The sequence below is a fragment of the Paraliobacillus sp. X-1268 genome (assembly GCF_003426095.1).
In the GTDB taxonomy this organism is placed as follows: Bacteria; Bacillota; Bacilli; order Bacillales; family Amphibacillaceae; genus Paraliobacillus_A; species Paraliobacillus_A zengyii.
On the sequence record NZ_QJSK01000005.1, the window covers coordinates 120565 to 140662 of the forward strand.

At 35.8% G+C, this 20098-nt stretch carries 30 protein-coding genes and 1 pseudogene; 30 read left to right on the top strand and 1 reads right to left on the bottom strand.

Translation table 11 applies throughout. The features are described from left to right. The first annotated feature begins 288 nt into the window (after positions 1–288). The 16 genes from D2K62_RS09145 to D2K62_RS19300 all read left to right on the top strand — a co-directional run bounded on the left by D2K62_RS09145 (position 289) and on the right by D2K62_RS19300 (position 8574). Complete coding sequence (locus tag D2K62_RS09145) at positions 289–471, top strand: helix-turn-helix domain-containing protein (RefSeq protein ID WP_117161312.1); 183 nt, start codon at positions 289–291, stop codon at positions 469–471. A 13-nt stretch (positions 472–484) separates the two neighbouring features. Beyond that, a complete protein-coding gene (locus D2K62_RS09150) occupies positions 485–664 on the top strand; it encodes a helix-turn-helix transcriptional regulator (protein WP_117161313.1) in 180 nt (59 codons plus the stop codon). 23 nt (positions 665–687) lie between these two features. Then, complete coding sequence (locus D2K62_RS09155; RefSeq protein WP_117161314.1) at positions 688–945, top strand: hypothetical protein; 258 nt, start codon at positions 688–690, stop codon at positions 943–945. A 7-nt stretch (positions 946–952) separates the two neighbouring features. Then, positions 953–1105, top strand: coding sequence for a hypothetical protein (locus D2K62_RS18745; RefSeq protein WP_157967875.1), 153 nt, complete (start codon positions 953–955; stop codon positions 1103–1105). Between the two features lie 42 nt (positions 1106–1147). Further along, positions 1148–1321 (top strand): DUF6877 family protein, encoded by a 174-nt coding sequence (locus tag D2K62_RS09160; protein WP_232827992.1) that lies wholly within the window; start codon positions 1148–1150, stop codon positions 1319–1321. Between the two features lie 43 nt (positions 1322–1364). After that, positions 1365–1601, top strand: a complete 237-nt coding sequence (locus D2K62_RS09165) for a hypothetical protein (RefSeq protein WP_117161316.1) — start codon at positions 1365–1367, stop codon at positions 1599–1601. 105 nt (positions 1602–1706) lie between these two features. Continuing rightward, the gene (locus D2K62_RS09170) at positions 1707–1991 is read left to right on the top strand and encodes a hypothetical protein (protein ID WP_157967876.1); all 285 of its coding nucleotides are present in this window, start codon (positions 1707–1709) and stop codon (positions 1989–1991) included. A 16-nt stretch (positions 1992–2007) separates the two neighbouring features. Then, entirely contained in the window at positions 2008–2331 is a 324-nt protein-coding gene (locus D2K62_RS09175; RefSeq protein WP_117161318.1) for a hypothetical protein, read from the top strand. Positions 2332–2403: 72 nt separating this feature from the next. Then, entirely contained in the window at positions 2404–2829 is a 426-nt protein-coding gene (locus D2K62_RS09180) for a replication terminator protein (protein ID WP_117161319.1), read from the top strand. Positions 2830–2835: 6 nt separating this feature from the next. Next, positions 2836–3588, top strand: a complete 753-nt coding sequence (locus D2K62_RS09185) for a hypothetical protein (protein ID WP_117161320.1) — start codon at positions 2836–2838, stop codon at positions 3586–3588. A gap of 17 nt (positions 3589–3605) precedes the next feature. After that, positions 3606–4928, top strand: coding sequence for an AAA family ATPase (locus D2K62_RS09190; RefSeq protein ID WP_117161321.1), 1323 nt, complete (start codon positions 3606–3608; stop codon positions 4926–4928). Between the two features lie 2 nt (positions 4929–4930). Next, positions 4931–6025 (top strand): ATP-binding protein, encoded by a 1095-nt coding sequence (locus D2K62_RS09195; protein ID WP_117161322.1) that lies wholly within the window; start codon positions 4931–4933, stop codon positions 6023–6025. Positions 6026–6051: 26 nt separating this feature from the next. Then, on the top strand, positions 6052–6288 hold the full coding sequence (locus tag D2K62_RS09200; RefSeq protein ID WP_117161323.1) for a hypothetical protein: 237 nt from the start codon (positions 6052–6054) through the stop codon (positions 6286–6288). Between the two features lie 12 nt (positions 6289–6300). Continuing rightward, positions 6301–6843 (top strand): hypothetical protein, encoded by a 543-nt coding sequence (locus D2K62_RS09205; protein WP_117161324.1) that lies wholly within the window; start codon positions 6301–6303, stop codon positions 6841–6843. Positions 6844–6858: 15 nt separating this feature from the next. Beyond that, a complete protein-coding gene (locus D2K62_RS09210; RefSeq protein ID WP_117161325.1) occupies positions 6859–8436 on the top strand; it encodes a DEAD/DEAH box helicase in 1578 nt (525 codons plus the stop codon). 3 nt (positions 8437–8439) lie between these two features. Beyond that, a complete protein-coding gene (locus D2K62_RS19300; protein WP_255421365.1) occupies positions 8440–8574 on the top strand; it encodes a hypothetical protein in 135 nt (44 codons plus the stop codon). Positions 8575–8583: 9 nt separating this feature from the next. Here D2K62_RS19300 and D2K62_RS09215 read toward each other — a convergent pair whose 3' ends face one another. Next, positions 8584–9288: a DUF4145 domain-containing protein gene (locus tag D2K62_RS09215; RefSeq protein WP_117161326.1), complete on the bottom strand. Its 705-nt coding sequence runs from the start codon at positions 9286–9288 to the stop codon at positions 8584–8586. A 60-nt stretch (positions 9289–9348) separates the two neighbouring features. Between D2K62_RS09215 and D2K62_RS09220 the strand changes: the two genes are divergently transcribed. The 14 genes and pseudogenes from D2K62_RS09220 (at position 9349) to D2K62_RS09275 (ending at position 20079) form a co-directional block, all read left to right on the top strand. Then, positions 9349–11565, top strand: coding sequence for an AAA family ATPase (locus tag D2K62_RS09220; RefSeq protein WP_117161327.1), 2217 nt, complete (start codon positions 9349–9351; stop codon positions 11563–11565). A 368-nt stretch (positions 11566–11933) separates the two neighbouring features. Next, positions 11934–12332: a RusA family crossover junction endodeoxyribonuclease gene (locus D2K62_RS09225; protein ID WP_117161328.1), complete on the top strand. Its 399-nt coding sequence runs from the start codon at positions 11934–11936 to the stop codon at positions 12330–12332. Then, on the top strand, positions 12332–12568 hold the full coding sequence (locus D2K62_RS09230; protein WP_117161329.1) for a hypothetical protein: 237 nt from the start codon (positions 12332–12334) through the stop codon (positions 12566–12568). Before D2K62_RS09225 ends, D2K62_RS09230 begins: the two co-directional genes overlap by 1 nt. Before the next feature lie 3 nt (positions 12569–12571). Continuing rightward, a complete protein-coding gene (locus tag D2K62_RS09235) occupies positions 12572–13003 on the top strand; it encodes a transcriptional regulator (protein ID WP_117161330.1) in 432 nt (143 codons plus the stop codon). A gap of 158 nt (positions 13004–13161) precedes the next feature. Continuing rightward, positions 13162–14277: a phosphodiester glycosidase family protein gene (locus D2K62_RS09240; protein WP_117161331.1), complete on the top strand. Its 1116-nt coding sequence runs from the start codon at positions 13162–13164 to the stop codon at positions 14275–14277. 165 nt (positions 14278–14442) lie between these two features. Beyond that, a complete protein-coding gene (locus tag D2K62_RS09245) occupies positions 14443–14937 on the top strand; it encodes a hypothetical protein (RefSeq protein WP_117161332.1) in 495 nt (164 codons plus the stop codon). Between the two features lie 54 nt (positions 14938–14991). Next, the gene (locus tag D2K62_RS09250; RefSeq protein ID WP_117161333.1) at positions 14992–15318 is read left to right on the top strand and encodes a hypothetical protein; all 327 of its coding nucleotides are present in this window, start codon (positions 14992–14994) and stop codon (positions 15316–15318) included. Next, positions 15305–15631 carry an HNH endonuclease gene (locus D2K62_RS09255; RefSeq protein ID WP_117161334.1) on the top strand — a complete coding sequence of 109 codons (327 nt, stop codon included), beginning with the start codon at positions 15305–15307 and terminating at the stop codon, positions 15629–15631. Before D2K62_RS09250 ends, D2K62_RS09255 begins: the two co-directional genes overlap by 14 nt. Beyond that, positions 15622–15783: a hypothetical protein gene (locus tag D2K62_RS18750; protein ID WP_198671295.1), complete on the top strand. Its 162-nt coding sequence runs from the start codon at positions 15622–15624 to the stop codon at positions 15781–15783. Before D2K62_RS09255 ends, D2K62_RS18750 begins: the two co-directional genes overlap by 10 nt. A 157-nt stretch (positions 15784–15940) precedes the next feature. Continuing rightward, a pseudogene (locus D2K62_RS19135) lies at positions 15941–16093 on the top strand (helix-turn-helix domain-containing protein); the annotation flags it as partial. A 33-nt stretch (positions 16094–16126) separates the two neighbouring features. After that, positions 16127–16456: a hypothetical protein gene (locus D2K62_RS19140; protein WP_232827999.1), complete on the top strand. Its 330-nt coding sequence runs from the start codon at positions 16127–16129 to the stop codon at positions 16454–16456. A gap of 3 nt (positions 16457–16459) precedes the next feature. Continuing rightward, entirely contained in the window at positions 16460–18145 is a 1686-nt protein-coding gene (locus D2K62_RS09265; protein WP_117161335.1) for a terminase large subunit domain-containing protein, read from the top strand. An 18-nt stretch (positions 18146–18163) separates the two neighbouring features. Then, positions 18164–19294 carry a phage portal protein gene (locus D2K62_RS09270; RefSeq protein WP_117161336.1) on the top strand — a complete coding sequence of 377 codons (1131 nt, stop codon included), beginning with the start codon at positions 18164–18166 and terminating at the stop codon, positions 19292–19294. After that, the gene (locus D2K62_RS09275; protein WP_117161337.1) at positions 19294–20079 is read left to right on the top strand and encodes a head maturation protease, ClpP-related; all 786 of its coding nucleotides are present in this window, start codon (positions 19294–19296) and stop codon (positions 20077–20079) included. The genes D2K62_RS09270 and D2K62_RS09275 overlap by 1 nt, the downstream gene beginning before the upstream one ends. Positions 20080–20098: the final 19 nt, after the last annotated feature.

The window sequence follows — 20098 nt, forward strand, 5'->3', positions numbered from 1 at the left end:
TAAAAATACTTGACGATTTTATACTTATAGTTTAATATTACTGACATAAGCTATTTAGTTAGCGAAAAAAGACAATAAAAAATACGACCTAAGAAAATACAGTTTTGACGCTGGGGAGCAGATAAATGTATTAGTACAGGCTTTTAATAGTCTTATTTAGCTATGGGTATATATTAAACTATACGCATAAAAAGGTCAATGCTTTTTAGCTAATTAAATCGCTTTTTTTGTAAAATACTCCAATCTTGTATCAAGTTAACAGATAGGTAGTAGGAAGGAGGGTCAATCATGTCAAATGATTTAGGTGCGTTAGTAAGATCAGAGTTATTCAAACGAAAATTGAAGCAAAAAGAATTAGCTGAAATGCTAGGAATCTCAAATGCATATTTATCTGACATCATCAATGGGCGCAAAGACGGTCCAAAAGCACAGGAACACATTAAACATATTCTTAAGATTTTAGGTGTTTAGGAGGTGAGGTTTTATGAGAAACGTCCGAGGGGCTAAAGAATTATCCAAGTATCTTGAATCAATCGGTGCTCCTATAAGTGAATCAACTATTTTCTCTTTGCTTAGAGAGGGAAAGATTCCACATCAGAGACCGTCTCCGAGAATCTTGATTTTTAACTTAAATGCGATTGATGAGTGGCTAAATCTTAAATAAATAGTTGAAGGAGGAGGAATCAAATGTATAAGGACCTGATGGATCGCTTAGATGGTTACACAATCGGTACAACAATAGTTGATGACGGTGATGCCTATTTAATAAAACAAGATGGTTCGCGATTTGATTTAGATACGGACTGTCAAATTGAATTATTAACAAACACAGTCATTGGTGGCGAGTATGTAGAAATCACTTTCGAAGAACTGAGAGATGTAGTTGCTTCAGATGGTGGTATCCCGTTGTATGCAGGATTTTATGCCAGGGTGAAAAGGAGTTGAGTGGCACATGTTTACTATTGAAATTTATGATAGAGAAACTAAAAAACTCATATGGACGGAATCTCATAGTAAAAGACAAGAAAGAGAAGATGCCATTCAGCTTTTAAAAGAGAGAAATTTTAATCCTGATTATTTTGAATATAAATTAATTGATTCGTAATCTAGACAGAAAATGTGCAGTAAGGAAGGAGGAGAAAAGATATTGAGCGAGACAAACGCAATTCAAGAAATCTCTTTAATAGCTAATCAATTACCTCTTGTTGTTCTACAAGATATTAACCAACGCATTGGAGACTGGTTATCAAGTGGGGGGAACGAAAACGATTCTTATATCAAACAACAGTTAAGGTTTGCTAAACGTTTTGTGAAAGATTAATTATTGCGGATTTCGATTCAAAACAACGAAAGGAAGTAATTTCATGAATATAGTAGCAACGGATCAAGACATGCTAAGCAAATTTAAAGATCGTTTTGAAGAAATTAAGGAAGTAAAAGATGACTACCTTAAATCTATTAGACTCGGTGCATTAATGACTGACATGGAATATGCCTTTCGTATCCCATTGTTGGGAGCTGAAAGAATTGCAGCATATAAAAGATCTTTTCCAGAGATTATGTCGCTGTACCTGGAAGCAAGTTATGCGAGGTGTTTCTAATGTTTGAAGGTATCGCTATTGGATTGTTTGTAGCAGCAACATTAGTAATTACGTTAAATATTGTACTCGCAGTTAGGATCGCTAATTACGAGAAACTAGATCGGGGTGAGTAGTTTGAAATTAAGTGATTACTTTTCAAAGGCAGACCATCAAAGAGCAGCAGAATTAATCACTCAGCAAGAACGTTATTTTAACTTGTCCAAGATTGAATTGGACAAAGGAGAGTTTGACAAGGCTGCATTATATAGCAATCATGCAACAGCTATTGCCGTGGAGATTCATCGTATGCATAAGCAGAAATTAACCACAGATGATGCTCTAGACATTTTAAAGCAAATTAAACATCGTGAACTGGCAGATCAAATGATGGATCGCAAAAAGTGGTTTTGAAGGGAGGTGAATGATTATGGATATGACATTCAAAGGATACGAATGTGAATTAAAGTTTGGTAAATATCGTAACGGAAATACGGCCATTCAATTGCATGATAAAGAAGATGCCAGCCGAGTTGCAATAGCAACAGTTAATGGAGAATTCCAACCATCTGAAGGTGTAGTTGGTATAAAAGATTGGTCAGAAAATCACGGAATGGTCGATGCTCTCATTAGTGCAAACGTAATTGAACAGGATCTACAATTCATAGAACCTACTGGTTTTGTTGCTATTGAATATTACAAATTATCTGAAGTTACACTGCAAGAAATCGAAATCTTCAAAAATAAAAAATGACCAACTGCTGCAACAGAAGGTCAGAAACAAACTTATCAAAAGTAGTATATCACGAAAGGGGAAATTTTAAAAATGGCTCAAAAAGAAATTGATTTACCTTTATCAAGACTAGCCAATGGAGCGATACAAGAAAAGCTAGATCATGAATTAAATAAAATCTTTAACAATATTCATGATCCAAATACTAACGCAGAGGATAAACGAACTGTAACGATTAAGCTAGAATTTGCTCCTGATGATAACCGTCAAACGATTAAATTAAATAGCACGATATCTGTAAAACTAGCAAATGTAAAAGATACATCCGTTACAGTCATTACTGGTAAAGATCTATCTAACGGAAGAATTGAAGCAAGAGAACTTAAATCAAAAGTTCCTGGTCAAACCTATTTTGATGATGATGCGAATGTAAACACGGATATAGGTAAACCAGTAGACATCATTGAACGTGAAGAAGAGCGGAAAAACATAATTAACCTACAAAAAGGAAGAGGGTAATTCAACATGTTAAAAGAAGCAATTAAGTTTTTACAACAGTTATCAATCAAGCCAGATGAAAGATTTGTGGATGTCGTAGATGCCAATGGACAAGATCGTCACTTTTCAGTAGATGAAGATGGACGAGCTTACGAAATAAAACCGTTCGTTAGTAGAGCGGAATCAGCTTTAAAAGTAAACACTTTAACAGGATTAGTAGAATACATTAAAGCTAATCTTGAAAGAAACAATCAAAATTTATTCCTGCAAGTATTCGATGAAAATAATGTGGTTTTGAAAGGTGTTCTTGATTCAGAGGGAGAACGTGAAAGTTTAGTTATGGCTAAGGCAATTGTTCCTAGTTTTGGGTACGATCATTACTATGATTCAGAAGAAATGATCATTGCTTTCCAGTCTAAGTTTAAACAAACGAAAGACCGTGACCTATTGTTAAAAGTGATTGGTAATATCCAAGAAGAAAATGTTCGCCAAACAGGTGACACCGGAATTGCACAGGCCGTAACAATTAAAACTGGTATTTCGTCAGCTGATGATGTTCAGGTACCTAATCCAGTTAGATTAGCACCTTACCGAACATTCTTAGAAGTTGAGCAACCAGTAAGTGACTTTATATTTCGTATGAAAGAAGGTCCAAGAGGTGCCATTTTTGAAGCGGATGGTGGTGCTTGGAGAAATCAAGCCATTGTGAATGTTCGTGATTACTTGAAAGAAGAGTTAGAAAAAGAAGTTAAGGACGGCCGAATTACAATCATTGCATAAACGGAAGGAGATAGAACATGAGCATTAAGATAAACAAACTTGAAATTGAAAATATAAAACGTGTCAAAGCTGTAAAAATTGAACCCACTGCAAATGGCATCACAATTGTTGGTGGAAAGAATAATCAAGGTAAGACGAGTGTATTAGATGCAATAGCTTGGGGACTAGGCGGTAATAAGTACCGTCCTAGCAAGGCTGATCGTGAAGGTTCTGTTATCCCTCCGTATCTCAACATTACGCTATCCAACGGATTGGTTGTAGAACGCAAAGGAAAAAACAGCGATTTAAAGGTAGTTGATCCAAACGGTGAAAAAGCTGGACAACAACTATTAAATAGTTTCGTAGAAGAACTAGCTATTGATCTACCAAAGTTTATAAATTCTACAAGTAATGAAAAAGCAAATACGTTGCTGCAAATTATTGGTGTAGGGGATCAATTACATCAATTAGAACATAAAGAACAAGAATTATATAACCAACGCCGAGCAATTGGACAAATAGCAGATCAAAAGAAAAAATATGCTGAAGAGCATACTTATTACCCTGATTCACCAAAAGAACTTGTTTCGGCATCTGATCTGATTAACCAGCAGCAAGAAATACTTGCTCGTAATGGTGAAAATCAACGAAAACGTGAGCAATTACGCATGATCCAAAGTAAATATGAACAACAAGCACAAGAAATTGAACGCTTAACGAAACAACTAGAAGCATTACAAGTAACGCAAAATCAAACGGCACAAGATTTAGAAATTGCCAATCAATCAGCAATAGATTTACATGATCAATCGACAGAAGCCTTGCAGCAAAACATCCAAGAGATTGATGAGATAAATCGTAAGGTGCGTGCCAATCTCGATAAAGATAAAGCAGAAACAGATGCTAATGATTATCGTGGCCAGTATGACAAGCTAAGTGGCCAAATTGAAAATGTACGTAAAGAAAAATCAGAATTACTTGCCAATGCACATTTACCATTAGATGGCTTATCAGTTGCAGAGGGAGATCTAATTTACAACGGTCAGAAATGGGACAACATGAGCGGATCGGATCAATTGAAAGTATCCACTGCTATTGTACGTAAATTAAAACCTAATTGCGGATTTATCCTACTAGACAAGTTAGAACAGATGGATATGGACTCATTAAAAGAATTTGGTGATTGGTTAATCCAAGAAGACTTACAAGCTATTGCAACTAGAGTATCTAGTGGTGAAGAGTGCAGCATCATTATCGAAGACGGTTATGTAACTGGACAAGATGTTCTATCAGAAGCTACGGAGGAGAAACCGAAGCAAGAACCGGCACAACCGAAAACTTGGAAAGCAGGTGAGTTTTAATTATGAATATTACAACTGGAAAAGTAGCGAAAGCACAAAAGGTAGTTTTATATGGACCGGAAGGGATTGGAAAGTCCTCTTTAGCGTCACAGTTTCCTGAGCCACTTTTTATCGATACAGAAGGTAGTACGAGCAATATGGATGTGGCTAGGATGGACAAGCCTACAAGTTGGACATTTCTTTTTCAAGAGATTGAATATGTAAAACAGAATCGTCCCTGCAAAACGATTATTATCGATACTGTTGATTGGGCAGAGCGGTTAGGTATTGAGTTTGTAATTAGTAGAGCTAACAAAGAAAGCATTACTAGTTTTGGATATGGAGAAGGATTCATTCAACTGGAAGAAGAATTCGGTAAATTTCTGAATAAGTTATCTGATCTAGTTGAAATCGGTATTAATGTCGTTTTGAATGCTCATGCAAAAATAACTAAATTTGAACAGCCAGATGAGATGGGCGCCTATGATCGTTGGGAATTGAAATTAGGTAATAAAACAACAGCCAAAACTGCTGCTTTAGTTAAGGAATGGGCAGATATGGTGCTATTTATGAACTATAAAACATTCAGCGTGGCAACAGATGACAAAGGTAAAAGACATAAAGGTCAAGGTGGTATGCGTACTATTTATGCTAATCATCATCCTGCATGGGATGCCAAGAATCGGCATCGTTTACCAGATGAGTTTCCAATGGAGTATGGTCAGATTGCTCATATTTTTACGGCTGTACATGCAGCGCAAGATACACATGTTCAACAACCAGTGCAAACTGAACAACCAGCAGCGCAACAACAGGTTGAACAACCAAATATTCAACAGACACAACCGATTACGGAACAACCATCTGTACAAAGTGCAGAACCAGTTGATAATAAAGTTGAATTAAGTCCAGACATACCAAAGGCTTTAAGAGATTTAATGGTACAACATAATGTTTCCGCAGAGGAAATTCAAATTGTCGTTAGCCAAAAAGGATATTATCCACAAGAGACACCAATCTCTAATTATGATCCAAGTTTTATAGATGGTGTGTTGGTTGGAGCATGGCAACAAGTGTACGGATTAATTGAAGATTTCAGAAAACATTTGCCGTTTTAGTTCTAAAAAAAGGAGTGACGATTAACGTGAAAGTATATGTTATCGAGTTGGACAACGGTCAGGAATATAGCGATTATGAAAATTGGGTAGATAGTGTTTTTAGTTCATATAGATCTGCTTCTCAAAGTCTAATTGATAAAGGATTTATTCCTTATTCAATAAAAAATAATTTAGGAGAATGTGTATTAATTTTTGAAAATCCTAAAGTGTCAGGTATTGCGAATCAAGAAGGATGGATTACTGAATATGAATTACAAAACTAGGAGGAAATATTTATGAGTCAAGGACAAGAGCGTGAATTAGGTTGGGATGATGAGATAGAAAAAGAAGGTGGTAATTTTGTTTTACTACCGAAAGGTGATTATAACTTCACTGTTGCAAAATTTGAACGAGGTAGATTTCAGGGAAGTGAAAAGATGCCACCTTGTAATCAAGCCAAATTAGAACTTACTATTCATAGTCAAGAACACGGTGACATAACTGTTTTTCATAACCTCATGCTTCATACGAAAACGGAAGGTTTCTTATCTAATTTCTTTGCGGGGATTGGACAAAAGAAACCAGGAGAAAAATTGCGTATGAATTGGAATGCCGTAGTTGGCGCAAAGGGTAGATGCAAAATCGTTGAAAATAAATATATGTCTAAAGGCGAAGAACGCGTAAATAATCAAGTCGATACATTTTATTCGTATGAAGAATATTTGAAGAAAAGTGGTGGGAATCAACAACAAGCTCCTGCGCAAAATCAAGCACCGTTTCCAACTGGTCAACCGCAAAATCAACAGCAAAACGGTGGATTTGTACCAGGTCAATTCTAGAAGGGGTGTAAAACGATGAAACTTAGAGATTATCAAGAAGAATCTAGAAAAGCAATTCAAGTGGAATGGGATAAAGGAAATAAAAAAACACTATTGGTTTTACCAACTGGAACAGGTAAAACAATTGTTTTTTCAAAAGTAATAGAAGATAGAGTAAAGAAGGGCGAGCGTGTTCTCGTCCTTGCCCATAGGGGTGAATTACTAGATCAAGCTGCAGATAAGTTAGAACAAGCAACAGGACTTAAATGTGCGACTGAAAAAGCAGAGCAAACATCATTAGGTAGCTTTTATCGCGTGGTAGTAGGTAGTGTTCAAACATTAATGAGAGATAAACGATTGAGAAAATTTGATGCAGACTTTTTTGACACGATTATCATCGATGAAGCACATCACTGTATATCCGATAGCTATCAAAGAGTTTTGAATCATTTTAATGCCAATGTATTAGGAGTAACAGCTACGCCTGATCGTGGCGATATGAAAAACCTAGGTACTTATTTTGAATCATTAGCTTTCGAATATACCTTACCAAAGGCCATCAAAGAAGGGTATCTAAGCCCAATAAAGGCATTAACAATCCCTTTGAAATTAGACTTGTCAGCGGTTGGCCAACAAGCAGGTGACTTTAAAACAAGCGAATTAGGAAGTGCGTTGGATCCATATCTAGAATCAATTGTAGATGAAATGGTTAGAGTGGCTAGCGACAGAAAAATAGTGGTTTTCCTTCCACTAGTCAAAACAAGTCAAAAGTTTACGGAATTACTTAATCAAAAGGGATTTAAAGCAGCAGAAGTAAACGGAGAGTCAAAAGATCGAGCAGAAATATTAAAGGATTTTGATAGTGGAAAATACAATGTTCTTTGTAACTCTATGTTATTAACAGAAGGTTGGGATTGTCCATCCGTAGATTGTGTGGTTGTTTTAAGACCTACAAAAATAAGAAGTCTTTATAGCCAGATGATTGGGCGAGGTACCCGATTATTCCCTGGAAAAAATGAATTACTGTTACTTGATTTTTTATGGCATACAGAACGTCATGAGTTATGCCATCCAGCTCATTTAATTGCTAGTAATGATGAAGTGGCAAATGCTATGACAAAACAGATTGAAGAAGCTGGTGTACCTCTAGATTTAGAAATGGTAGAACAAACAGCTGAGGAAGATGTGGTCGCTCAACGTGAAGAAGCGTTAGCTAAACAACTGCAAGAAATGAAACGGCGTAAGCGTAAGTTGGTAGATCCATTGCAATTTGAAATGAGTATCCAAGCTGAAGATTTATCAAGCTATGTACCCTCATTCGGTTGGGAGATGGGACCACCTAGTGAACAACAAGTTAAGACATTAGAGAAACAAGGTATTCTTCCAGATCAAGTAGATAATGCAGGTAAAGCTACTAAACTATTAGAACGGTTAGAACGTCGTAGATCAGAAGGTTTAACAACACCTAAACAAATACGTTTCTTAGAACAACGTGGTTTCCAACATGTAGGTAAATGGCCGTTTGAATCTGGAAAGAAATTAATCGATCGAATTGCAGCAAATGGTTGGAGAATACCTGCAGGTGTTAATCCTAAAGAATATCGAGGTGAATAGAAAATGGAAGAAAAGATAGTTTATTTGAAAGAAAAAATCACATTTCTAGAAACACTTTTAGAAGTTAATTTAGGAACATTAGAGAAAGTTTTCGAAACAAATAAAATGTTAATAGAAGAATTGAAAAAGAGAGCCTAGTGAAACTCTCTAAGATTTGGATTTATTAATTAACGCTACAGCTTTTTCATATTCGACTTCATTTTGAATTTCAGAAATTAGAACTCTTACGAACGCTTTAATTGAATTAATATCATGTTCAGGATGCTGTCTTGTGTAATGTGTCTCATCATTACCAATAAAAGAAATAGCTTTTGCAAGTTTTTGAATTCGTTGATTAGGTATTTTGGAAATCTTGTTTCCTAAAGTAGTTTTAGGGTCTTTTAACCAATCACTTTTTACACCTTCTACTGGATAAGCTATCAGATAGTCCGTTACTAAAAATTCAAGAGCTTTTCTGTATCCCATTCCAGCAATCTGATCAAGATTTTCCATCTCTGCTTTTTCAGATTGAGAATAAATTTTACAAAAACTTGGAAATTTAACTTGAATAGTCCAAGACAATTCTAAATGTTCAACTTCAAGGGGAGGGATTGTTTCAAATGAAGATAAATAATCTACTTCTCCACCCCAATAATTCATGAAATGAACTGAAGTTGAACCACATAGCGGACATGAAAATAGAGCGATTCCTTGATAGTTATCATGTCTACCATTAGTTTCAAAACAATCTAATAATATTTGAGTACCAGTATTACTACAGTGCATACACTGCCTAGGTTCGTCAATATAAGTTTTATCGTGTTCAATTAAGTTGCTGTTTAAATCATACGAAGACATATGTACATTAATCATAATTTACCTCCAATATTGTTTCTGTAATTTTAACACAAAAGAAGGCGGGTGATAATCTCCATGGAACACAAATTAAACTTACTGGAATTATTGGACTACATTAATCCATCGATGCTAAATTATCAGGAATGGTTAAACGTAGGCATGGCTCTTAAACACGAAGGATATACCGCATCAGATTGGGAAGATTGGAGCAAACGTGATGGTACCCGTTATAAACCAGGCGAGTGCTTCAGAAAATGGACCTCGTTCGAAGGGAACGGAATTACGGGTGCCACCATTACACAGTTTGCTAAAGATTATGGTTGGAAGCCAAAGCAATACAGTGAATCTCGTGAATTGGATTGGAACGATGAAATAAACGATCAAGATGATTATATCGTTATCGATAAGAACTGGATAGAAGGAAAAGAAATTAGTGAGCCATCTAATTGGAATCCTGTTAAAGAATTAACTACCTACTTAGAAACCTTATTTGAAGCTGCTGAAAACGTGGGATATGTTACGTCAACTTGGCAAACAGATGAAGGTAAATACTTGCCAACTAAAGGGAATTGGGATCGTACAGCTGGTGAATTAATTCAATTATTAAATCAATCCAATGGTGATATCGGTTCAGTATTAGGTGATTACAATCCAGAAGCAGGAGCGTGGATCCGTTTCAATCCATTAGATGGAAAAGGCGTTAAAAATGATAACGTATCGGAATTTAAATATGCACTAGTTGAATCAGATACGATGGACCTTGAGAAGCAAAACGCAATCATGCGTGAATTGGAATTACCAATCGCAACGTTAGTGTTTAGTGGGAAAAAGAGTATTCATGCCATTGTAAAAGTAGACGCTGCTAATTATGACGAATATCGGAAACGTGTAGATTACCTCTATGACGTGTGTAAAAAGAACGGTTTAAATATCGATAGTCAAAATAGAAATCCATCAAGACTATCACGAATGCCAGGTGTGGAGCGTGACGGAAAAAAGCAATTTATTATCGACACAAATATTGGTAAGCCAAATTGGGAAGAGTGGAACGAATGGATAGAAGGTATTAATGATGATTTGCCAGATCCAGAAAGCTTAACCGATTATTGGGACAATATGCCGGAACTTGCACCACCATTAATTAAAGGATTACTTCGACAAGGCCATAAAATGTTAATGGCAGGACCAAGTAAAGCTGGTAAGTCCTTTGCATTAATAGAGTTATCTATTGCAATAGCTGAAGGTGATAAATGGCTCAGCTGGGATTGTACAAAAGGTAAAGTATTATACGTCAACTTAGAGCTTGATAGAGCCAGTGCCTTGCATCGTTTTAAAGATGTATACACAGAATTAGGATTACAACCGAATAACATTAATAACATAGATATTTGGAATCTACGTGGTAAATCAGTACCAATGGACAAGCTTGCACCGAAGTTAATTAGAAGAGCAATGAAAAATAACTATATCGCCGTCATTATTGATCCGATCTATAAAGTTTTAACTGGTGATGAAAATAGTGCTGATCAGATGGCACACTTCACCAATCAGTTTGACAAGATAGCCACAGAGTTAGGCTCTAGCGTTATCTACTGCCATCACCATAGTAAAGGTACGCAAGGTGGCAAGAAGTCAACTGATCGTGCTTCTGGTAGTGGTGTTTTCGCTCGGGATCCGGATGCGCTTATTGACTTAATCGAATTAGATCTAACGGAAGAATTATTGAAACAACAAGAAGGTAATGCAGCAAATGCTCTTTATGTAAAAGCTGTTCAAGAGGCTAACTATGATTATTTTGATGAGAACGTCGGATTAGATGACCAACAAAGCGTTTCACAAATGAATAATCATGCTAAACTAGTGTTGTCCAAAGAAGCATTAGATAAAGTAGAAAAAGAGATTAATCAAGAAGTGAAAAGCGTTCGTATACGATCAGCATGGCGTGTTGAAGGTACTTTGCGTGAGTATCCGAAGTTTAGTCCAGTTAACATGTGGTTCCAGTATCCTGTTCACAAAGTGGATAATGCAGGTATCTTAAAAGACATTCAACCAGATAGCGAGCAACCTGCTTGGAAGAAGAACTTTCCGAAGAAAAAGAGTTCAAATGAACGCAAAAAGGAACAAAATGAATCATTAGAGGTAGCCTATGAATCTTGTACGATTGAGGGGAACGTAACTCTAGAGTCATTATCAGAGTTTATGGGTGTTACACCAAAAACTGTAAGAAATAGAATAAGAAATCATGGTGGATATTGGGTGACAAATGGTGAGGTTGGAAGGAAACCAGATTAATAGATTAGGGAAAAAGTCGATAAATTTCCTTTCCTTCCCTACAAATCAAATAGGGAAATTCTCGATACTTTTCCTTTCCCTACTCAGGGAAAAAGCCGAACTTTTCCCTTTCACGATTTAGGGAAAAACTCGGTACTTTTCACTACTTTCACAATTTCCCTTTTCGAGGGAAAAAGTCGGTGTTTTTCCCGATTTCCGAGGGAAGGGAAAACCCTATACTACGTATAGGTAAATTTCCGTTTCACTCCTCGTCAGGTCACAGAGAAAAAAGGTGGTGGGCTTAAGCTCTGCCCGCCACACACTTTTCTCTTTCTATGACAATACAATTTTCAAAAAAAATAAAAATACAAAAAATAGAAGGTGAAAAAATGACGGAATTCTTTATGCCAATGAAAAAAATTCCAACTGTTACTCATCAACAAAAACAAGTAACAGTAAGAAATGGTAAGCCAGTATTTTACGAACCAGAAGATTTAAAGGCTGCTAGATCAAAATTCATGGCGCACCTTGGCCAACATGTTCCAGAAAAGAAATATGCAAAAGGACCACTTAGATTGATTGTGAAATGGTGTTTCCCTATAAACGGAAGACATCAAGATGGGGAATTTAAAGATACCAAACCTGACAACGGAAATATGAATAAACTACTAGAAGATTGCATGGAGGACTTAGGTTTTTATACAGACGATTGTCAAATTGCTAGTTTAATTGTTGAAAAGTTTTGGGCAGAGATGCCAGGCATTTATATAAAAATCGAGGCGATATGATGGACTACCAAAAATTTTATGCAGAAGTTGTTGAGTGGATCATGCAGGTAAATCAAAAGGCAACACAGTTTGGTATGGACAGTCAAGACTTTTGGAAGTGGGTTATGACATCAGTTAGTGAATTTGAGGTTCGTTATAACAAAAACAAGTTAGTCATCAATCAAATGGTTATGCTCATTGAATGGCTAGAGGAGATCTATTTTGAAAGAAAGAATGGTGCAAGTAAGGAGGCATAATGTATGCATGATATTAAAATAACAAAATCCACTTTTAAAAAGGTTGAAGCGGAATGGTTCAATTATTACAGGACACTTGATGAAATAAAATTGATTGAGGATGTTATCTTACATCCATATAAAGAAGTTTGGGAACAAGATGATAATACTGGTGGCGGAAAGAATAATATTATCAGTAATCCAACGGAAGCTACAACGATAAGATTAACCAAACATAAGCAATTAAACCATTTACGTGAGGTTACAAGTGCAATTGAAACAGTGTATAAAGAATTGAACGAAGAACGAAAGAAGTTAGTCCACATACGTTATTGGTCCAAAAGGAAACTAGTTTGGGATAGAATAGCAGAAGAGTGTTACGTAAGTAGACGTCAGGCAATTAATTGGCGAGATGAGATTATTCAGGCAACTGTGGAAGTTTTGGGATGGAGGTAAAATCCCATTGCACTTTAGTTGCACTTTTGGCTCGCTAAATCGTGTTATTATGGTAGTGTGGAAATTAAATAACCAATTATACTGTTATAAAAAGGCACTTATCCAAGCGATAAGTGCCTTTTTATATGTATTTTTGTAAAAAAATAGGAGGTACACAAATGACAAATGAAACAACAGCTATTTCAGAAAGTGAAACAGAGTATTATGATGAGGTAACTTATCAGCAATATCGAGATGAAATCTCGGAGACAAATTATTATGTAACTAAAATTCCTAATAAAGATAAGGATCAAAATTTTATTAAATTAAACCATGGTTTTCAGTACGATTCTATGAACAGTGGCGAGGGGGAAACAGTAAGGTCTTTTGCACATCGAAAAAATGTATCTTTTGCTGCCAATGCTTCCATTTTTAACACCTCTAATAACCAAATTAGAGGTATACAAATTCAAGACGGTCAAATATTGCAAGCTACAACATATAGTGATTACTACACCCTTGGAATAAAAGCAGATAATACTTTAGTGGCCTACCCACCAAGTATTAGTGCGAATAATATTCTACAAGATGGATGCTTAAACACTGTAACGGGGTTTTTTCCAATTATTGAAAATGGGAATCCAGTAGATTCAAGTATATTCGACGGTAAGAATCAATCTAACGAAGCGCATCCAAGGCAAGTAATTGCACAATTACCAAATAAAGACCTATTGTTTTTCACTGTAAAGGGTAGAACAGATCTAAGTAAAGGAATGACATATAATGATTGTATAAGAGTTCTTCAAGAATTTAATGTTACCTTTGCATACTGTTTAGACGGTGGTGGTTCTACTCAATCAGTAGTAAGAGGGGTTTTATTAAATGATCCAATTGACGGAGACGGAAAGATTGAAAGAAAAGTACCAGACTTTTTGTATGTAGTTAAAAATGTAACAAACGCACGTAATCTAGATGCCACAACATATGATTTAGGAAATGTAAATAAAAAGGTATCAGACCTCAAAGCTGATCTAAATAAAATGGGTGCATTTTTTGATAATGTACAAGTTGTTGATAACTTAAATAATATAAATAAGAGTGGGTTATACTGGATTCTAGGCTCTGCAACTGGTGCCCCGTCGAATGACACTTCTTGGGGGATTATCCATATGCAACATTCGCCAAACAACTCATTGCAAATAGGTTTTCCATTCCATAATACATTAAATGGTATGAGATCCAGGAGAACAAATCCAAACCAAGTTGGAACCTATTACAATTGGAGAAACCTTTAAAAAAATGTCATCTTTATTAGCGATGTTAGTTAAACTGTTTTTACTAACATCGCTAAATACATAAAATATTTTAATTTAAAGATATTATTTCTTTTTTAATCTCTCATGGTAAAACAATCCAATACCTGATAAAATTCTATGTATTACTACATAGGGGGTTATCGTTTGAAAAAGCTAGCATTCGTATTAGTTTTATCTTTTTTTCTTTTTGGTTGTAAAGCAAAAACAGATGAGCTAGAAACCTTTATAAATGATTTTAATGAAAGCGTAGAGAACACTGAAGCAAATGAAATTGATACTGATGAAGTGGCAAAGCACGAGAACAATCAATGGCAGTCACTATATAATGAAAAAGGAGCTTACTTCATAGAAGTAAAGAGTAATTCGAATGGGGAGTTAACTAATTTCAAGATAGTGATTGATAAGAATCAAATTTATTATCATCTATTAGGGTCAGGTATAGATGCTTCTAAATCAGTAATTAGTTCTTTAGATTTAGACAAGGATAAGTTTTTGATTAAGTCAGCCGAAGCTATAGATAACTTAAATGCAGAAATTATTAAGTACAGTGAAAACGGATTTGAAATAGGTGTACAGGATATAACTTATGGAGAAAAATACCGTGATGGTTTAATTATCATGATAGATAAAGTTAACTAAAAGACATCTCATTGAGGTGTCTTTTTATTATGCAAAAAAAGGGAGATGAAGATCATGTTAGATAAATATACTCCACAACAAATAGAAACTGTAAGGCAACTTGCTGAAGAAGGTAAGTTGAAAGAAGTAACTGAGATCGTAAAGCAAGCATTGATCAACAACAATTTACTAGTAGTTGTATTAGAAGAAGAGAATTCAGTACCAAAAGTATTTTATAAAGGTAAAGAGATAAAACATAAGCTAAGCGTTCTCCTTGATTGGGAAACAGATACGGATACTTATGGAGGACTTTCTTATTCCATCGAACATGCTGATCTAAGTAAAGGTTATTCAGTAACCAATCGAATTGACCGCAAAGTAAAAGGTCATGCCAGCAACTGAATATAAAACCAAACAGCAACAAAAGAAGTTCTATCGGTCAGGAGCTTGGGTTGCTGTAAGACGTGAGGTTCTTAGACGGGATAACTTTGAGTGCCAGGAGTGCAAGCGCCAGGGAAGAGTGTATACGGATAAGCATGATCCAGATAAGCACAAACGATTAGATGTGGATCACATCAAAGAGTTAGAAGATTATCCAGAGTTAGCTTTGGATTTTGAAAACCTTGAGACACTTTGTGTGAGGTGCCATAACAAAAAGCATAATCGGTTTATGTTTCAGAAGAAGAAACCTAAATGGGACGATGAATGGTGGTAGGGATGAGAGAAGATGCGATACAAGATTGTTTAAAAGAAATCAAAATAAGATTAGCTTGCGGAGAAACGATGCGAGAAAGCTTTAAAAACCCTATTTATCAAGAAGATTTAACTAAACAAGAGAAGAAAATTGTGAAAGATTACTTTAAATAGACCCCCCACCTAAAAAGTTTTGCAGATTTTTTCGGCTTGAGGGAACGGGGAGGGGGATCAACTCAGCAGATGTATCGAAATATATTGCCCCCTCCCTCCCCGTAGTCCGTGCAGAAAGAAGGTGATTAATTTGGATAAACAAAAAGTTGGTTTTCGAATGCGTGAAAAACGACAAGAAAAAAAGTTGACACAAGCTGTTTTTGCTAAGAAAGCAGGGGTGTCTACGAATTACTACGCAAGTCTCGAACATGGGAAAAACTCTCCTAGTTTGGAGCTTTTAGCTAGGATTGCAAAAGCATTGGATGTATCGTTACTTTATCTATTAAACGACAGAATTGACGATATGGAGAGTAGAGTAGAGTTAGAAGCTAAAAGGTTGAATAGTCTTTTTAAAAGTATCCCTAAAAACCAACTAGATGTTGCAGAAGGATTAATCACCCAAGCTGCGCGCCTACGTATTTTATTAGATGATAACTGGAAAGACATCTTAGAAAATGGGGAGTATGAAAAGTTTTCGCAAAGTGAGAACCAAGTACCTTATGATCGTAAACGGCCCATCGTTGAAAACTATGACAATCGAGATAAGACCTATCAGTCAACTATAAAACAATTAACCGATTTATTACCGCAGCCTAAAAATGATGGGAAATCAAAGTTATTAGGTCGTCGATAGCCTATGCTGCATAATAAGTATGTTCAAGGTTATATAAAAAAATGGCATGATGGGGAAATAGTTTTAAATGACAAAAGGGAAAAGCTATTATCGCTAATTGAAAAATATATTTTGCCTAGATCTGACCTTTATTATTTTGATGAAGAGCAAATAGAGAATTATATAGATTTTAGTGAGACTTGGTACTTTGAAATAGATGAGTGGGAGAAATTTATTGCCGCATTCGTCTTTTTATTTTATGTTGAAGATGATGAAGTTGTATTCGATGAATTTGTTATTAACATTGGTCGTGGTGGTGGTAAGAATGGTTTCCTATCCACGTTAGCCAATTACTTCATCAGCTCACTTCACGGAATTGAATATTATGACGTTTCAATTGTTGCTAACTCCGAAAAACAAGCGAAAAGAAGTTTCATGGAATGCTTTAGAGTTATCAATAGAAAAGGCAATGAAGACCTAAAAGAAGAGTTCGAAGCTTACAAAAGTAGTATTACTTCTTATGAGACGCAAAGTCTTTTTGAATATAAAACTAGTAATGCAAGTTCCCAGGATGGCGGTCGAGAAGGGGCCGTTATGTATGACGAATACCACGAAATGGAAAACACATCTATTGTAGATGTGTTTAGTGGCGGTCTTGGTAAAGTTGATCACGGACGTCAATTTTTTATAGGAACAAAAGGGTATGTTAGAGAAGGATATTTCGATACTAAATATCGAGAATGTGAAGATGTTTTAAATGGGATAATTGAATTTAAAGGTGTTTTTCCGTATATAGCCGAGCTTGATGACATTTCAGAAATGGATGATTTTGATTTGTGGCCAAAAGCTAATCCAGCACTTCAACCGCCATTGAACAAACGCGGAAAAAGATTATTTAACGAGGTTAAAAAGAAATACAACAAACTAGCATATGAACCTTCAGGTCGCGCAGCATTTGTAACTAAGCGTATGAATTTCATAGAGGATAACATGGAAAATTCAGTTGCTTCTCGTAAAGAGATGATGGCAACTAATCGACCATTTTTCAAACTTGATACAAAACCAATTGGTTCGTTAGATTTTGGTAGTGTTCGAGATTTTAGCACATGTGGACTCTTATTTAAAAAAGGTGATGAATATGCTTTTAAATCATTTACGTTTGCGATGAAACATTTTTGTGATGTGCATTATGGATACTCCAATGCTAACAATGATTTTGGTACTGAGAAAAAAGCGCCAATTAAGAAATGGGAGAAAGATGGTTTGATGAAGGTTGTTGATGAACCGTCGCTTAATCCAATGCATGTGGTTAAATGGTTTGTTGCTATGCGCGAAGAGTATGGCGTTGAAAAAATTATTGCTGATAATTACAAGTTAGATATATTAAGGCCTTTACTCGAAGCAGAAGGTTTCGAAGTGGAAGGTATAAGAAGACCTTCTAGTATTCATCCTTTACTTGCTCCGCGTGTTGAAGATGGCTTTGCAAATCACAAGTTTATTTTCGGGGACAACCCTTTGATGCGATGGTTCACTAATAATGTTTATGTAAAAGAAACACAAGCTGGAAAGCAATTTTTGAAGAAAGAAGAAGTTAAACGTAAAACAGATGGTTTCCAGGCCTTTGTTCACGCTTTGTATCGCGCTACTGAGTTAGAAGATGATGTTAACTACGATCAATCATTTGATGCGTTAGAATCCCTAAACTTTTAAAGGAGGTGAGGACATAGAGTGGGATGGTTAAGCGATGTATTAAAACGTAACAGTGAACTTGAATGGATGTTTGATTTAGATCTTACCTCTGAGACAACTCATCGAGCCTACTTAAAAAAATTGGCCCTAGAGACTTGTATTAATTTTATTGCTCGAACTATTAGCCAATCAGACTTTAGGATAATGGTAGATGGCAAGCGTCAATTTGATGATTGGCATTATTTATTGAATATTAGGCCGAATACAGATCAAACAGCTACAGGATTTTGGCAGGATTTTGTTTATAGGCTAATTTACGATAATGAAGTACTAGTGATTATGACAGAAAACAATGACCTATTGATAGCTGATGATTTCGATAGACAAGAATTCGCAGTTTATCCAGATATTTTTACAAATGTGACTGTAAAAGACTACACATTTAGACGGACTTTTCGTATGAATGAAGTAATCCATATGGAGTACAACAATGAGAAACTCACCAATTTTATGGATGGGATGTTCAAAGATTTTGGGGACTTGTTTAGTAGAATGATAGAGATCAGCATGCGGAATCATCAAATCCGAGGAACCGTGGGGTTAGATACTTCGCAAAAGCTAGATAAAGAAAACCAAAGCAAATTACAAGCTTTTATTGATAAGTTGTTTACATCATTTAGAAAAAACACAGTTGCACTTGTACCCAAGCTGAAAGGTTTTGAATATGACGAGGTAGCAAAAGGTGACGGCAAGGGACAATCGATTGAAGAAATAACTAAGCTTAAGAGGTCTCTTATTGATGATATTGCCAACATTATAGGCATTCCTATTGCTTTAATACACGGGGAGTTGTCCGATTATGAAACAAGTGTCAAGGCATATGTGAAATTTGGTAATAGTCCAATCGTAAGAAAGATACAGAACGAATTAAACGCAAAAATCCTTACGAAAGAAGAATATTTAAACGGTTCTAGAATCGATGTTTTTGGCTTAACGGAAAGAGATGTAGTAGAGAATGCAGAAGCAGTGGACAAGTTGGTTGCTTCAGGGGCTTTCACTAGAAATGAGGTGAGAGAGTTGTTTGGAAAGGAACGATCAGACGATCCAGAGTTAGACAAGTTTGTTATCACTAAAAATTATCAAGCAGCATCTGAAGGAGGTGAGAATTAATGCCAAAAAGAATTAATGTTAAAGGTGCTATTGTGTCTAGCGATATTGCCTGGATATATGACCTATTCGACATCGAACATACATCACCGAAGACGATCCTAGATCAAATCGAGGAGGCAAACGGTGATGATTTAGAAGTCATTATTAATAGCGGTGGCGGTGACGTGCATTCTGCATCTGAGATTTACACAGATTTAAAATCTTATGCAGGTAGTGTTGAAACACGAATAGTTGGTTTGGCTGCATCTGCAGCTAGTGTAATCGCAATGGCGGGAGATAAAGGTAAAGTTAGAATGACTCCGACTGGAGAAATGATGATCCACAACTCTTCTACGATAGCTCGTGGCGATCATAGAGATATGAGCAAATCAGCTCAGATGCTTCAGAATACCGATAAAACAATTGCTAATGCATACCGACTAAAAAGCGGAATGGAAGAAAAAGAACTGCTGGAGCTTATGGGTGAAGAAACATGGTTGACACCTCAAGATGCTCTTGGAAAAGGGCTAATTGATGAAATTATGTTTGAAAATGAATTTAAGCTTTCAGCTAGTTCTGGAGTTGCTAACTTAATCCCACAGGAAGTGATTGATGGTATTAGGCAGGGAAAGTTAAATCAAGCAACAGATAAACCACAGCAAGGAATCGGCAAAGAAGCTGTAAAGCAAATGTTTACAGAATTTAAAAAAGAGATTCTGAATGAATTAAAAGAAAATAACAAAGAACCAAATGAACCTAAGTCCTCTGCACCAATGCAGAATAAGCGAAAAGGGTTCATTTTTTAATTTAAAAAAATATTGGAGG